12 protein-coding genes are annotated in these 15,706 nt (G+C 62.6%); 2 read left to right on the forward strand and 10 right to left on the reverse strand.

What is annotated here, in order from left to right:
* Window positions 1–5 precede the first annotated feature (5 nt).
* Both AC6H34_RS26520 and AC6H34_RS26525 read right to left on the reverse strand, forming a co-directional pair.
* Complete coding sequence (locus AC6H34_RS26520) at window positions 6–1,190, reverse strand: amino acid ABC transporter permease (protein WP_497540794.1); 1,185 nt, start codon at window positions 1,188–1,190, stop codon at window positions 6–8.
* Between the two features lie 78 nt (window positions 1,191–1,268).
* Entirely contained in the window at window positions 1,269–2,282 is a 1,014-nt protein-coding gene (locus AC6H34_RS26525; protein ID WP_448147860.1) for an amino acid ABC transporter substrate-binding protein, read from the reverse strand.
* 446 nt (window positions 2,283–2,728) lie between these two features.
* Here AC6H34_RS26525 and metC point away from each other — a divergent pair, with 446 nt between their 5' ends.
* Entirely contained in the window at window positions 2,729–3,919 is a 1,191-nt protein-coding gene (gene metC, locus AC6H34_RS26530; protein ID WP_497540795.1) for a cystathionine beta-lyase, read from the forward strand.
* Window positions 3,920–3,947: 28 nt separating this feature from the next.
* Here metC and AC6H34_RS26535 read toward each other — a convergent pair whose 3' ends face one another.
* Genes AC6H34_RS26535 through AC6H34_RS26550 form a run of 4 tightly spaced genes read right to left on the reverse strand, consistent with a single transcriptional unit; the run spans window position 3,948 to window position 6,817 of the window.
* The gene (locus AC6H34_RS26535; RefSeq protein ID WP_497540796.1) at window positions 3,948–4,316 is read right to left on the reverse strand and encodes a lipid-A-disaccharide synthase N-terminal domain-containing protein; all 369 of its coding nucleotides are present in this window, start codon (window positions 4,314–4,316) and stop codon (window positions 3,948–3,950) included.
* Window positions 4,306–5,055: a glycosyltransferase family 2 protein gene (locus AC6H34_RS26540; RefSeq protein WP_497540797.1), complete on the reverse strand. Its 750-nt coding sequence runs from the start codon at window positions 5,053–5,055 to the stop codon at window positions 4,306–4,308. The genes AC6H34_RS26535 and AC6H34_RS26540 overlap by 11 nt, the downstream gene beginning before the upstream one ends.
* A gap of 12 nt (window positions 5,056–5,067) precedes the next feature.
* The gene (locus tag AC6H34_RS26545; protein ID WP_448147864.1) at window positions 5,068–5,880 is read right to left on the reverse strand and encodes a phosphatase PAP2 family protein; all 813 of its coding nucleotides are present in this window, start codon (window positions 5,878–5,880) and stop codon (window positions 5,068–5,070) included.
* Window positions 5,881–5,920: 40 nt separating this feature from the next.
* Window positions 5,921–6,817 (reverse strand): cell envelope integrity EipB family protein, encoded by an 897-nt coding sequence (locus AC6H34_RS26550; RefSeq protein ID WP_448147865.1) that lies wholly within the window; start codon window positions 6,815–6,817, stop codon window positions 5,921–5,923.
* A 239-nt stretch (window positions 6,818–7,056) separates the two neighbouring features.
* On the opposite strand from AC6H34_RS26550, the gene parE reads away from it, so the two are divergent.
* Complete coding sequence (gene parE / locus AC6H34_RS26555; RefSeq protein ID WP_497540798.1) at window positions 7,057–9,180, forward strand: DNA topoisomerase IV subunit B; 2,124 nt, start codon at window positions 7,057–7,059, stop codon at window positions 9,178–9,180.
* A gap of 421 nt (window positions 9,181–9,601) precedes the next feature.
* Here parE and AC6H34_RS26560 read toward each other — a convergent pair whose 3' ends face one another.
* The 4 genes from AC6H34_RS26560 to AC6H34_RS26575 form a co-directional block, all read right to left on the reverse strand.
* The gene (locus AC6H34_RS26560) at window positions 9,602–12,007 is read right to left on the reverse strand and encodes a phosphoketolase family protein (RefSeq protein WP_497540799.1); all 2,406 of its coding nucleotides are present in this window, start codon (window positions 12,005–12,007) and stop codon (window positions 9,602–9,604) included.
* Between the two features lie 38 nt (window positions 12,008–12,045).
* Window positions 12,046–13,764: an ABC transporter ATP-binding protein/permease gene (locus AC6H34_RS26565; RefSeq protein WP_497540800.1), complete on the reverse strand. Its 1,719-nt coding sequence runs from the start codon at window positions 13,762–13,764 to the stop codon at window positions 12,046–12,048.
* A 126-nt stretch (window positions 13,765–13,890) separates the two neighbouring features.
* Window positions 13,891–15,075: a mandelate racemase/muconate lactonizing enzyme family protein gene (locus AC6H34_RS26570; RefSeq protein ID WP_497540801.1), complete on the reverse strand. Its 1,185-nt coding sequence runs from the start codon at window positions 15,073–15,075 to the stop codon at window positions 13,891–13,893.
* 111 nt (window positions 15,076–15,186) lie between these two features.
* A complete protein-coding gene (locus AC6H34_RS26575) occupies window positions 15,187–15,663 on the reverse strand; it encodes a ferritin-like domain-containing protein (RefSeq protein WP_448147870.1) in 477 nt (158 codons plus the stop codon).
* Window positions 15,664–15,706 lie beyond the last annotated feature (43 nt).

Here is a 15,706-nt window from a genome sequence, read left to right on the forward strand (position 1 = left end):
CCTCCTCACCGTTCCACCAGCGCAACGCGCTTGTTGAACCAGTTCATGAAGGCGGCGATCAGCAGGCTGACGACCAGATAGAAGCCCATCGTGATGGCAATGCACTCGAACTCGTGGCCGCTGATCACCAGAACGGATCCCTGCGCCACGGAAACCAGATCGGCGAAGGCCGTGGCGATGGCCAGCGACGAGTTCTTGACCAGGTTGAGATATTGGTTGGTCAGCGGCGGAATGATCACGCGCATCGCTTGCGGGATCACGACCAGGTTCAGCGTCTTGCGGGTATTGAGGCCGAGGGCGCGCGACGCTTCCGTCTGCCCGTGTGAGACTGCGCGGATGCCGCCGCGGACGATCTCGGCGATGAACGAGGCGGTGTAGATCACCAGGCCCATGAGAAGGGCAAAGATCTCTGGTCCCAGGGGAAAGCCCCCCTTGAGGTCGAACTTGGTCTGCGTCGCCAGTTCCATGGAAACCGGCATGCCCGATACGAAGAAGGCAGCCAGTGGCAGCAACACGATCAGGCCGAGGCAAGTCATGAAAACGGGTGCGCGCTGTCCCGTCGCCTCCTGCCGCTTCCCGGCCCATTTGGCAAAGGCGATGCTTGCCACGACAGCAACGAGGAGCGCGATGAAGATCAGCGAAGACCCGGGTCCGAAGACCGGCTTGGGCAGGATAAGGCCGCGCTGGCTGAGATAGAAGCCGCCCGGCATCGTCAGCGCCTGCTTGGCGCTGGGCAGCGCCACGATGACGGCCTTGTACCAGAACAAGAGTTGAAGCAGGAGCGGAACGTTGCGGATCGTCTCGACATAGACGGTGGCGAACTTCGCGACCAGCCAGTTGCTGGAAAGGCGCGCGATGCCGATGACGAAGCCGAGGATGGTCGCCAGGATGATGCCGAGGACGGCGACGATCAAGGTATTGGTCAGGCCGACCATGATCGCCCAGGCAGCGGTATCCGATTTCGTATAGGGAATCGGCGTCTGGGCGATGTCGAAATTCGCGGGCTGCCACAGGAAGTCGAAACCCACCGACTTGCCGGACTTCGCCATGCTGCTGGAAACGTTCGAGCCCATCCAGTAGATCGCGGCGATCACGACTATCGCCAGGATAACCTGGAAAATGATGCTTCTTTTATCGGGATCATTGATCCACGAGGTGCCATCCCCCCGGGACGGCGGCTGTACGGCCATCGTTGTCGCGCCCTCTATCTGTCCGCCTGAAGCAAGACGGGCGGCCCTTTCGCAAAGGCCGCCCGCATGGTTTCACAATCAACGGATCGGAGGTGCGTATTGCAGGCCGCCCTGCGTCCAGAGCTTGTTGAGGCCGCGCTCGATCTTCATCGGCGTGCTGGCGCCGACATTCCTGTCGAAGACTTCTCCGTAGTTGCCCACGGCCTTGATGGCCTTGTAGGCCCAGTCATTATCCAGGCCCAGGCCCTTGCCGTAGTCGCCCTCGACACCGAGCAGGCGCTTGACGTCCGGGGTCTCGGACTTCAGTTTCTCGTCCACATTCGCCTGGGTGACGCCGTCCTCCTCAGCCGTGAGGAGTGCGAAGTGCACCCAGCGAACGATATCGGCCCACTGGTTGTCGCCATGACGGACGGCGATCGACAACGGCTCCTTCGAAATGACGTCGGGCAGCACGACGGCGTCATCAGGCTTGGAAAGCTTCAGGCGCTCGGTGTAGACGGCCGAAAGGTCGCCCGTATAGGCATCGCAACGCCCGGTGTCGAAGGCCGTGCGGGTCTCCTCCGACGTTGCGAAGGTGACGATCTTGTATTCAATGTTGTGGGAGTGGAAATAGTCCGCGAGGTTCAGCTCGGTGGTGGTACCCTGCTGCACGCAAATCGAGGCGCCCGACAGTTCGGCGACCGATTTGACGCCCGCATCCTTCTTCACCATGAAGCCCTGGCCGTCATAATAGTTCACGGCCACGTAGTCCGCACCCTGGGTGTCGCGGGAAAGCGTCCAGGTGGTGTTGCGGATGAGAACGTCGATTTCACCGGACCCCAGCGCGGTGAAGCGATCCTTGGCGGAAAGCGGCTTGAAGGTCACCTTGGTGGGGTCGCCGAACACGGCGGCCGCAATGGCGCGGCAGTAATCGACGTCGAGACCTGTCCACTGCCCCTTGTCGTCCGGAATGCCGAAACCGGCGAGACCCGTGTTCGATCCGCAGATCAACTGTCCGCGTGCTTTAACGGCATCAAGCGTCGCTGCGGAAGCGGCGGCGGTGCCCATGGCGAGCACCGCGCCAAACGTCAAAGCAAGTGTCCTGAGTTTCATAAAGCAGCCCCTGTCTGGTTCGATCCAAGGGTTCATGCCGGAGCTTGAGCTCTCTGACGCATCCCCTTTTTGTTCGTGATTTTTTCACGATCCAGTGATTGCAAGCGCTTTGGAGCGCAAGTCAAGTGGATTGTTGCTTAATTCGTTGTCATGTCCACAAAAGCGCCATACAGCCAGAGCGCGTAATTCTTCTATCATACAACAATATGAGGTATTATTGCACCTCTCTCTAGTTGATTGCCCGCTTTCCGTAGAGGCTTTTCAAAACCGCGACAAATGAGACAACAGACCTTCGCACGCCAATGACGAGCCATCGGCCGCCGACGCCGCGCGCCGCCGGTCCAGGGCCGGCGGCGCCACATCAAGGGCGGATCACGGCCTTTCTGGTTGACGCAGCCACCCGCGAAGCGGAATGTCCGCCCAGTGATACTGGCGTCGACTCATTCATGAAAAAAATCAGCAAAAGCGAAATCGCCACCTTCGGCGAGAACACCCGTCTCGTGATCGGCGGCCGAGACCCATCCGACTATCACGGCTTCGTCAATCCGCCGGTCTATCACGGTTCCACCGTGCTGGCGCCGACGGTGAAGGACCTGCTTGGCCATACCCAGCGCTATGCCTACGGACGCCGCGGCAATCCGACCTCCGAAGCTTTCGACGAGGCCATGAAGGCGCTCGACGGCAGCGCGGGCGTGGTGACCTGCCCCTCTGGGCTTTCCGCCGTATCGGCCGCGCTGCTCTCATGCCTGTCCTCGGGCGACCACCTCCTGATGGTCGACACAACCTATCTGCCGACCCGCCAGTTCTGCGACAAGGTGCTGAAGCGCCTCGGCATCGAGACCACCTATTACGATCCCCTGGCGGGCGCCGGCATCGAGGAACTTTTCCGTCCCAATACGAAAGCGGTCTATCTCGAGGCGCCCGGGTCGCAGAGCTTCGAGATGCAGGATGTGCCGTTGATCGCCGCCATCGCCCACAAGCGTGGAGCCGCGGTCCTGCTAGACAACACCTGGGCCACCCCCCTCTTCTTCGATGCCTTCGCCCATGGAGTCGATCTCTCCATCCAGGCGGGAACGAAATACATCGTCGGCCATTCGGATGCGATGTTCGGTGTGGTTTCCGCCTCCCGCAAGGCATGGCCGGCGCTCAAGAGCTTCTACGGCGACAGTGGCCTCTGCGTCGGGCCGGACGATATCTATCTCGCCATGCGAGGCCTGCGCACGATGGGCGTGCGGCTGCGCCAGCATCAGGACAGCGCATTGCGCGTGGCGAAATGGCTCGACTCCCGGCCGGAGGTTCAGCGCGTGCTGCATCCGGGCCTGGAAAGCGACCCGGGATACGCCATTTGGAAGCGAGACTTCAAGGGCGCATCCGGCCTGTTCTCGATAATCCTGCAGCCGGCGCCTGACGCGGCCGTGGCCGCCTTCCTCGACGAACTCAAATTCTTCGGCCTCGGCTATTCCTGGGGCGGATACGAGAGCCTCGCCATTCCCTTCGACTGCGCGGAATATCGCACGGCCACGACATGGAACCCTGGCGGACCGGCCGTGCGCCTTCACGTGGGGCTGGAGGACATCGCCGACCTGATCGCTGATCTCGACGCCGGTCTGGCGCGGTTCAGGGCCCTCCAGGAATAGGCCTTCGATCGACGCGAGGGGCCCGCCGCTACGGCCCCCTGCCCGCCGCCTCTCCGGCTTCCGCCTCGGCCTTTGCCTTTTCAGCTGCCCTCTCCTTCATCACGAAGGAGACATTGCGCAGGTAGATCAAGAGGCCTGAGCCCTGGCCTATGATGTAGACGAGGTCCGCGCGCACGAGCGCATAGAGGAACAGCAGCGCCCCGCCGCCGATCGACAGGACCCAGAAGCTGAATGGTATGACGCTCTTGCCGGCCCGCTCGCTGGCAAACCACTGGACGACGAAGCGTGCGGTGAACAGGGCCTGCGCGAACAGGCCGAGCCAAAGCCAGAAATCGAACTTGTTGTAGAAGACGTTGTGAAGGTAGCCGCCGAGGGCGTTCGACAGTTCAACCAGCATCGCTTGCTCCCCCGGTGACGACCGGCACTCGCCGCCGGCGACTGATCAGCCACCATACTCCGCCGAGATCGAGAATGCCGACCCAAAGGCGGTCAAAGAAGCCGTAATTGGAAACGCCCGTCAGGCGCGGGCGGTCGACGACGTCGACATGCCCGACATCGTAACCCTCGCGCTTTACCAGTGCCGGCATGAAACGGTGCAACGCGTCGAAATAGGGAAGCGCAAGATAAACTTCGCGGCGGATGGCCTTGAGGCCGCATCCCGTGTCGCGCGTACCGTCCTTCAAGACCCAGGCCCGGACCTTGTTGGCTGTCTTCGACTGCCAGCGCTTGAAGCCGGTGTCCTTGCGTCCGAGGCGCTGGCCGGCGATCATGCCCGTGCCATTCCCGCCGGCGACGAGCGCATCGACCAGGGCGGGGATGTAGGTGGGATTGTTCTGGCCATCGCCGTCGATGGTCACGATCAGGCCGCCACGGGCGTGGCGCACCCCCGTGCGAACGGCGCAGGACTGGCCGCAGGATGCCTCGTGCCGCAGGCTTCGCAGGAACGGCAGTTCCCCCTTAAGGCGCGCCAGTTCCGCCGGCGTCGCGTCGCTCGAACCATCGTCGATATAGACGATCTCGAAACTGCGGCCGGACAAGGCTTGCGCGATCTCCCGGATGAGGGGCTCGATGTTCCCCGCCTCATTGCGGACGGGCACCACGACGCTGATCTCGGGCGCGTTGATTGCAGGTGTCATGGACCTTCGACCTTATCGGCGCGCTCGCCACGCCGTGAGCAGCGTCTTTGCCGCGTCTTGCCTGCGAAGCGCAAGAGCGCCATCGCCATTTTGCCGGAAAACAAGGCCGCGCCGCGCCAGAAACTGCGCAAACCACAGGGTAGCGAACCAGCCGAACAGCGCTCCGGCAACCACATCGGCCGGATAGTGCGCGCCGATCACGACGCGGCTGATACACACGATGGTCCCGAGCGCGAAGGCGTAAGGCCGAAGGCGCGGCCCGCAGCACAGCACCAGGACGGCCGCTACGGTCCAGGCCGTGGTGGCGTGGCCCGAGGGGAAGCTCGCATTGCTTGCGCGCCAGGAGAATGGCTCGAAATGCAGGTACGAGCCCGGATCGACATGCAGCGGGCGCACGCGCCCGATCATGCGCTTGCCGACATTGACGACGAGCCCCGTGCCGGCGATCGCGGTGAAGGCAAAGGCCAGTTGGAGCCACAGCTGACGCGTGGCGGTGTCGAGACGCGGCGGCAGTTCGAAATCGACGGCGGCCAGCAGGATCAGGAGGATGCCGATCGGAATGAGGTAATAGCCGGAATCGCCAAGATTGGTGAGGATCGAGGCGACGCGCACCGCACTGCGCGGCCACTCGGGCAGGACTCGCTGGGAGACGGGATCCGCCAGCAGGATCAGCGCCAGGATCAGGACCACTCCGAAGGCGACGGCAGCCGGTGCCGAAATCCTTCCGAACAGGGGTGAGGAAGGGAGGCGCGCAGGAGCCCGCAGGCGATGCCCCAGCGCCCGCCAGGCCTGCGTGTGGCTCCATTGCCGGATTGCATTCCTCAACGCAGCACGCGCGCGGCGGACCCGCCTGTCGCCTCCGGGCTCACTTGCATGGGGGCTGCGGGAGGAAATCGAGCGAGGCCATCGTGCCCCTGAGCCGGAAATCGCCGTAGTCGAGAACGAGGTTGCCCGAAATGCCGTCGGCGTAGAGATCGAAGGACATGGTATAGACGGGGGTCTGCTCGCCCACGACCTTCTTGGTCGGATCGAAATAGGAGATCGTCACCGGCCAGCGATCGACCCCGTCGAGTTGCTTGGCGCCGACGGCCGCTCCTTCGCGTGGCTTGTCCGGCGAGACCTTGGCGCCGATGACCGCCAGCGTATCGTAGATCTTCTGGCCGCCGTCCGAACCATCATAGACCTGGCTCTCGAACACATGCTCGCCGCCCTGCGCCGCCGCCACGATCGCCTTCATCTGGCCGGTGGGAAACAGCACGTTCCGAGAGAGATCGAACTTGGCGCTCTTCGGCTTCTTCAGCGCTACGGCGATCGCACCGCTGTCTGCCCGGCTCGCCTGGCCGTCGACCACGCCATCGACTTTCTGATTGGTGAAATTCTGCGAATTGAATCGGAAACTGTGCCCGCCGTTGTCCTCGAAGGTCACGGAACGCAGATCCGACGTGTTGACGCCGCCGCCGCTTAGGCCGATCTCCGTAACCTGCCGAAAGTTCAGCGCGTAGCCCTCGCAGGCGTTCCCGGAGAAATCATAGACGATGCGGCCGCGCATGCTGTCGACGCTGGTGGACTGCTTGCGACCGTCGAGCTGCAGATCATAGACCGCGCGATGAGCGACGAAGGGCACGGGCTCGTCCGGCTTGAGCGGCGTAGCCGCAGCAGCCTGCTGGGTGGTGGCGGTATCCTGTGCCCAGGCTGGCATGGCGACGGCTGCCGCACCTAGAATAACCAAGGCCCCGAAATTGGCCGCGCGTGTCATCGGCATGAAGAAAAAATCCGTTTCAGAAGTCTGCGATGGCAGGAGGCTGTTATAGGCAGCAGCCCACATCCTCGCAATGCACAAAGAGCCTGCGAATCGTGACGGAACTAGGGCCTGAATTCCTCGCGAATTCACACCCATCAACAAGCCTGTTTACGGTCCGTTCGCGGCCGCCGTGCGAACGTGCCATAATGATCCAAATTGCGAATCGCCAGTGCGCGACGCTTCTGCGAGACCGTTTGTGAATGAGCGACACTTCCGATCTGTTCGGCGGCGATGAGCCCTCGTCCTCCAAGGGCCGGGCCGACAAATCCACCGATGCCAAGAAACTTTCCACCCAGTCGATCGCCGCTGCCCTGAAGGCGGAGATGGCTGCCCGGGCGGCTGCCAAGCCGGGGGTGAAGGCGCCCTCGCCCAAGGCCGGGGAAGACGGCTACGGCGCTTCGTCCATTCGCGTGCTGGAGGGCATCGAGGCCATCCGCATGCGGCCCGGCATGTATATCGGCTCGACCGGGCCGGACGGGGATGGCCTCCATCATCTCTTCGCCGAGGTGATCGACAACTCGATGGACGAGGCGGTGGCGGGCCATGCCACCTTCATCGAGGTGGACCTGACGGCCGACGGCTTCGTTTGCGTCACCGATAACGGCCGCGGCATTCCCGTCGATCCGCATCCGCAGTTTCCGGAAATGTCCACGCTCGAAGTGAGCATGACCAAGCTCCATGCGGGGGGCAAGTTCAATTCCGACGTCTACGACACGTCCGGCGGTCTCCACGGCGTCGGCATCAAGGCCGTCACGGCGCTCTCGGAAGCGGTCGAGGTCGAGGTCGCGCGCGGGCGCGAACTCTATCGCCAGCGCTTTGCGCGCGGGCAGGTGCTCGGGCCCGTCGAGCATGTCGGTGCAGCCCCCAATCGGCGCGGCACGCGCATTCGCTTCAAGCCGGACATCGAGATCTTCAAGCATGGTTCTGCCTTCGATCCCAAGCGCCTGTTCAAGATGTCGCGCTCGAAGGCATATCTCTTCCGGGGTGTGGAGATCCGCTGGAAATGCGCGGCGGAGCTTCTGCAGGGTGTCAGTGACGTCCCGGTCGAGGAAAGCTTCAAGTTCCCGCGCGGTCTCGAGGATTATCTGCGCAGCGCGAGCGAGGGCCTCGAACTCGTCACCGACCAGATCTTCGCCGGCAAGGTCGACAAGGAAAGCGGGCATGGCTCGGTGGAATGGGCCATCGGCTGGTTCGCCGAGGATGAAGGCTATGTCTCCTCCTATTGCAATACCGTCCCCACGCGCGAGGGCGGCACGCATGAGGCGGGCCTGCGCATCGCACTCCTGCGAGGCCTGAAGGAGCACGCCGAGCGCATCGGCAACAAGCGCGCCGCGCAGATCACCACCGAGGACCTGATGGCCTGCTCGGCCGCCATGCTCTCCGTGTTCATCCGCGAACCGGAATTCTCATCCCAGACCAAGGCCAAGCTGGTGACGACGGAGGCCAGCCGCATCGTCGAACAGGCGCTCAAGGATGCCTTCGACCACTGGCTTGCCTCGACACCCTCCCAGTCCCTCAAGCTTCTCGACTTCGTGGTGGAACGGGCCGAGGAACGCCTGCGCCGCCGGGCCGAGAAGGATGTCGCCCGCAAGACCGCCACGCGCAAGCTGCGCCTGCCCGGCAAGCTCGCGGACTGCTCCAACAATGCAGCCCAGGGCTCCGAATTGTTTATCGTGGAAGGCGACTCGGCCGGCGGATCCGCCAAGCAGGCGCGTGACCGCGCCAGCCAAGCCGTACTGCCCCTGCGGGGCAAGATCCTCAACGTGGCTGCCGCCGGCAAGGACAAGCTCGCTCAGAACCAGCAGCTCCAGGATTTGGGACAGGCCCTCGGCTGCGGCATGGGCTCCCACTATCGCGACGACGACCTGCGCTACGAGAAGATCATCATCATGACGGACGCCGATGTCGACGGCGCCCATATCGCCTCGCTGCTGATCACCTTCTTCTGGCGCCAGATGCCGCGCCTGATCGAGCGCGGCCACCTCTTCCTCGCTGCCCCGCCCCTCTACCGCCTGACACAGGGCACCAAATCTCTTTACGCCCGCGACGACGCACACAAGGATGAACTCCTGGCCACCGCCTTCAAGGCCAACCAGAAGATCGAAATCGGCCGCTTCAAGGGTCTCGGCGAGATGATGCCGGCCCAGCTCAAGGAAACCACCATGGACCCGAAGAAGCGCACGCTTCTCAAGGTGATGGTGGAGGATGAGGAACGCGCCGACACCTCCGGTTCCGTGGAACGCCTGATGGGCAACAAGCCTGAGGCGCGTTTCACTTTCATCCAGGAGCGAGCGGCATTCGCCGGCGAACTGGTGGATATTTGAGCGGCTTCGCGCCGGAAGCTCCTGCTGCGATCGGCTTTCGACAAGGTCGTCCCTGGCCAGAGCGTCAGCGTGGTCGAGGCAACGTTGATCGATCTTCGCCGGATGGGCTGGTAGAGATCCCCCGGAGAGCTATCGAGGCGAGTGCCTGCTCGGGATCACCGACGACTGGTCCCTCGTGACGTTTCACGAATTCGAGCGGGATTGCATCGCTCATCTGCGAGGATGATCGCGAGGTCGAAGCCTTCCCATCCCCTTGTGGGAAAGGATAAAAGACGGGGATCCTTGGGAGGGTGCGCGGCCTAATCGCCACGCTCCCCATTCCTTATCCTTCCCCACGAAGGGGAAGGGAGTTCCAAGCGTCGCGCCTCGGTGGATCGCTGTCGAAGATCTTCGAGGACTTTTTGAGCGGACGCGCCCAGGCTCAGACGTTGTCCGCCTCCGTGGAACTCTGGGCCGTGGAGGCTTGCGCCCTGCCCCAGCGCCAACCGGAGATTTCGGGCATGTCGTCGCCGTAGCGGGCGATATACTCCTTGTGCTCCATGAGCTTGTCACGGACGGCCTGCTTGGCATAGGCGGCTCGCGAACCGAGCTTGGGAACGCGGTCGATCACATCCTCGACGAGATGGAAGCGGTCGAGATCGTTCATCACGCACATGTCGAAGGGGGTGCTGGTGGTCCCCTCCTCCTTGTAGCCCCGCACGTGCAGATTGGCGTGGCCATGGCGCCGGTAGGTCAGCCTGTGGATCAGCCAGGGGTAGCCGTGGAAGGCGAAGATGATCGGCTTGTCCGTCGTGAACAGCGCATCGAAATCCTGATCGGACATACCGTGCGGATGCTCGCTGGGTGGCTGCAGCGTCATCAGGTTCACGACATTGACGACGCGCACCTTGAGGTCCGGCGCGTGGCTGCGCAGGAGTTGCACAGCTGCGAGGGTTTCCAGCGTCGGCACATCGCCGCAGCAGGCCATGACCACGTCGGGCTCCGAGCCCCGGTCGTTGCTGGCCCATTCCCAGATGCCGAGCCCGGCGCTGCAGTGCCTGATCGCCTCCTCCATCGTCAGCCATTGGGGTGCCGGCTGCTTGCCGGCCACGACGACGTTGACATAGTTGCGGCTGCGCAAGCAGTGATCGGTCACGCTCAGCAGGCAATTGGCATCCGGCGGCAGATAGACGCGGACGACTTCGGCCTTCTTGTTGACGACGTGGTCGATGAAGCCGGGATCCTGATGGCTGAAGCCGTTGTGGTCCTGCCGCCACACGTGGCTGGACAGGAGATAGTTGAGCGAGGCGACCGGCTGGCGCCACGGAATATGATTGCACACCTTCAACCACTTGGCGTGCTGGTTGAACATGGAGTCGATGATGTGGATGAAGGCTTCATAGCATGAAAAGAAGCCGTGCCTTCCCGTCAGCAGGTAGCCTTCAAGCCAGCCTTGGCACTGATGCTCGCTCAACATTTCCATCACCCGCCCGTCCGGGGCGAGATGGTCGTCATAGGGATAGACCTCACCTGTGAAGGCGCGGTTGGTCACGTCCAGTGCGTCCTGCCACCGGTTCGAATTGTTTTCGTCGGGGCTGAAGAGGCGGAAATTGCGTGCATCGAGGTTGAGCTTCATGACATCGCGCAGGAACTTGCCCATGGCCCTGGTGGATTCCGCCATGATCTCGCCGCGCCCCTTCACCGGGATGGCGTAGTCGCGGAAATCGGGCAGGCGGAGATCTCTGAGGAGAAGCCCCCCATTCGTATGCGGATTGTCGCTCATGCGGCGCTTTCCGCTCGGGGCCAGTTCGGCGATTTCTGGTCTCAGGCGGCCGCCCTCATCGAACAGCTCCTCCGGCCGGTAGCTGCGCATCCATTCCTCGAGTATGCGGATATGTTCCGGATTCTCGTGCATTTCCCCCATCGGCACCTGATGCGACCGCCAATATCCCTCGGTGCGCTTGCCGTCGATCTCCTTGGGACAGGTCCAGCCCTTGGGCGTGCGCAGCACGATCATCGGCCAGCGAGGCCGCTCGGTGAAACCGTTCGCCTGGGCGTCGGCCTTGATGCGCTTTATCTCGGCAACGACCTGGTCGAGGGTCGCCGCCATCGCCTCGTGTACCTTGGCCGGGTCGTCGCCCTCGACGAAATAAGGCGTATAGCCGTAGCCGCGGAACAGTTGATCGAGTTCCTCATGGCTAATCCGCGCCAGCACGCACGGATTGGCGATCTTGTACCCGTTGAGATGCAGGATAGGCAGAACCACGCCGTCGGAAACGGGGTTCAGGAACTTGTTTGAATGCCAGCTCGTCGCCAGGGGGCCGGTTTCGGCCTCCCCGTCGCCGACCACGCAAGCCACGATCAGGTCCGGGTTGTCGAAGGCCGCTCCATAGGCATGGGACAGGGCATAGCCGAGTTCGCCACCCTCATGAATGGAACCGGGCGTTTCCGGAGCGACGTGACTGGGAATCCCGCCAGGGAACGAAAACTGGGTGAAGAGGCGCTTCATGCCCTCCACGTCCTGCGAGATGTTTGGATAAACCTCGCTATAGGTACCCTCGAGATAGGCGTTGGCGACCAGCGCCGGCCCCCCATGACCCGGACCTGTGATATAGATCATGTCCAGGTCATGCTTCCGGATGATGCGATTGAGATGCACATAGATCAGGTTCAGGCCGGGCGTCGTCCCCCAATGGCCGAGGAGCCGAGGCTTGACGTGATCCTTGGAGAGAGGCTGCCGCAGCAGCGGATTGGCATAGAGATAAATCTGGCCGACCGACAGATAGTTGGCGGCACGCCAATAGGCATCCATCAGTACCAGTTCCTGGCTTGTCCTTGAGTCTGCCATGATGCGTTCACCCCTTTTGATGGTGGCCCGTCAGCTTCTCAAGCCGAGCCCTGCGACGTCAATTGTACGTCAGGCCGAGTCGCGGCCCACGTCCATGCGCCTTCTTCGCGGCATTCGAGGACGGCCATATAACAGTCGGCAGTATTTCCTGCCCTGCCGCTGACGAGATAGGTAATCGAGTTCTCCGAAAGCAGGCTCAGGATCTTCCGCACCTGATCGGCATCGAGCACCTCGTCCACCCGATCCAGGAAGGCGAATTGGGGCGCTGTCAGCAGGATATGGAGGAAGGCCAGCAGGTGCCGCTCGTGCAGCGAGAGCGACGCCTCCCATTCGTGGGAAGTATCCAACCCGCCGATGTGGTCGAGAAGGGAATCGAGAGCGAGTTCGCGCATCAGCGTCAGGATCCGCTCATCGCCGACTTCGCTCTCGCGCCCGGGAGGAACGAGAATCTCCCGCAGCGTTCCGGACGGCAGATAAGGGCGCTGGGCAAGGAAGAGGATCTTCTCGGGGGGTGGACGCACGACGTTTCCGCTGCCAAGGACGGCGATGCCCGCCGTCGCCTTGAAGAGAGCCGTGCGCGCGGCTTCATTGGGTCCGGTAACGAGCACGTGCACTCCCCGGGGAATGGATACGGACAGTTCCTTGAGCAGGATATCACCGCTCGGCGGCGAGCATAGTGTCAGGCGTTGGTAGGCCAGGCGCCCATCCTCCTCACTTGTTTCGATGGGCAGCCCGGCCTTGGCCTGCGCCTGCTCGACGGCGCTCAGCAGGGAACTGAGCCGGGCGACCACGGCGGCGAAGTTCGACAGCGACTGGAATTGCGTGACGACCAGGGAAAAGGCCGCCACCAAGGTCGAGAAGGCCATGGCCGACTGGGTAATCACGCCAAAGGCGATATCCCCGCTGATAAAGGACGGCGCGATGATCAGGGCCGGGATGATCTGGATGAGCCAGCTGTAGCCCGTGGTGAAGAAGCCGACATTGCGATTGACCAATGTAATGGCGCGAAAATTGGCGATCAGTTCATCGAGCAGCCGTTCCAGGCGCAGCCGCTGTCGTTCCTCCCGGTTCGCAAGCACGATGGCTTCGGCGTTCTCCCGGACATGGATGAGGCCGGAGCGGAAGGCAGCTTCCTTGTCGAGCTGGTTGTAGTTGAGTTTCACCAGGGGGCGGCCCAGCAGGATCGTCAGATATGACCCGCAAGCGGCATAGGAGACAGCTACGAGCAGAAGGAGCGGACTGATCGACCACAGCACCCCCGCAAAGGCGATGACGGTGAAGCAACTGTTCAACCCCATGAGCACGAAGGAGAGAGTGGTCACCGTGAAAGCGCGGACGTCCTCGGCGATCCGCTGGTCCGGATGAGCGAGCTGGCCGGCAGCATCGAGGCGATAGTAGGTTGCATCAGTGAGGTAGGACTTTACGGCTCGTCGGGTGACGAACGCCCGCCATAGCAAGGCCAGCCGCTCCTCCGCGAAGCGAGCGATGACCGCCACCGCTGTGGAAGCAGCAAAGACGCCGATGTAAAACACCGCCTGCCGGAAAAATTCGGCCCTGTCGCGATCGGCTATCGCCGTCATGAAGTTCCGGCCGACATAGCTGTTGACGACGTTCAGGCCGTTTACCCCGCATAGCAGCGCCACCAGGCCGCCGAAGATCAACTTGGCCTTCCAGCCGACTTCGGACCTGGCGAAAACCCTGATCGCCTGGGAGAAGCGCGAAGCGGTCGTCCTGAGCGGAATGGCCTGCGTATCCATGGTCCAAAACGGCCTCTGGGTCCGAGGCTCACCGGCCTTCGGGATTCCCCTATCCTAGACCATTGGTTCTGCCGGGCTATTGAACTCAGGGCCGGTACAGGGCGAGCCTTGCTCACCTGGGATCCGTCAGCGCAGAGGCAGTCTCTTGTACCGCCCCGGTTCCTCGGGATCATGGTGCTGCGTGTAGGGTCCTTCCTCCAGGAAAAGCCTGTGGCAGTAGGCGAGCTTGTCCTTCGACAGTGTTACGCCGAGGCCCGGGCCCTCGGGCACGGCGACCATGTTGTCGACGGGGGCAAACACCCCCTCCTCCACGACGTCGAAGGGCTGCATGCGGAAGAGTGACTGGTTCGGCTCGCGAATATGGGAGAAGGCGGCGCACAAATGGAGATAGGCGGCGCTACCGATGCCCGTATTGGCGCTGTAGCACCAGAAGTCGATGCCCATCGCCTCACATGCGCCGATGAAGCGTATGGTACGGCCGATGCCGCCATGCACGTTGACGTCCGTGACGAAGGCGTCGGGCACGCCGAGGGCCACGGCTTTCTGAATATCGACGTTGTGACCGGAAAATGGAATCGCGGTGTGCCGACGAAGCGCCGCCATCTCCTCGAAGGTAGCGCACGGCTCCTCCCAGTTGCGGATGTCGAGTTCCTCGATACGCGATGCGATGCGGCGTGCCTCGGTGAGCGAATAGGCCATGTTGGAATCGATGCGGATCACAGCTTCGGGCCCGAGTTTCCCGCGCATCAGGCGTAGCGCCTCTATGCTGGGTTCGGGATCCCTGGTGCAGAGCTTGCCCTCGAAGACGGTGGTGCCGAAGCTCTCCTTCAGGCTCACGCAATAGTCCGCGACGGCGTCCGGCGTCAGCTCGCCGCCCTTGCCGTTCTTCTTCTGACGGAAACCGAAATAATCGGCGAAGGCAATCTTCTTGCGCACGGCGCCGCCAAGAAGATCATAGAGTGGCCGGCCGGTCGCATTGCCCTTGATGTCCCAGAGCGCCGTCTCCACAGCCGCGAAGGCGCGGATAGCGGCAAAATCCGTGTTGGAGGAAACACCCCTCCAACTCGGAAGGCAGGCGAGTTCGGCTCCTGCGATGTCATGGGCGTCGCGGCCGATCAGCACCGGGGCCAGGCGCTGCTCGATGATGGCACAGGCGTGCCAGGAGGCGGCCTCACCGAGGCCCGCGATGCCCTCGTCGGTCTCCACTTCCACCACGCAGCGCGAGGACCCGGGAAGCCAGCCGAAAGACCACCAATACGGCGCCTCGATCGGCAGGTTGATCGGCGTGGCGCGAATAGCGGTGATTTTCATGGAGAGTGCCTGAGTCGGGAAAGCAAGGTCTCAGGCATAGCATGGTTGAGACAGATGCCACCTTCCCAAACGAAGCTCAATCGTCGCGAATATCCATCGGAAGTGCCGGCCTCAGCCCTTGCCGAGGTCGGGCACCTCTTCGCCGAGTGCAGTGGCCAGATCGATCTGGTGGTCCTGCTCGTCGACCAGGATCTGGCGGATCTGTTCGGCCATGGCGAATTCGCCCAGCGCTTCGCACTGGCGTACCCGTTCGCGATAATTGCGTATGGTGTCGTTTTCGTTCTCCAGATCGAAGCGCAGCATCTGGCGCGGATCCTCGGAGGTCTTCACGGGCTTGGGCGTCACCGTGGGCATCTTACCGAGATAGTCGATCTGGCGAGAGAGGATGAGCGCATGCTTGAGCTCCTCGCCAGCATGGACCTGGAGCTGGTCGGCGATGCTCATATATTCGGCGCCCTTCAGCACCTGGGAATAGACGGTGTAGGCGATGATCGCCTGATACTCGCGCGCCAGATCCTCGTTCAGGAGTTCGGCGAGGCGATCGCGACTGACGGTCGTTCCGGCCTTATCGGGTTTCGAATCGGGCATGCGTTTCCTCCTCGCAAGATTTGCTTCGAGGGATCAACGCACC

The organism is Labrys sp. ALF-8 (assembly GCF_059699065.1).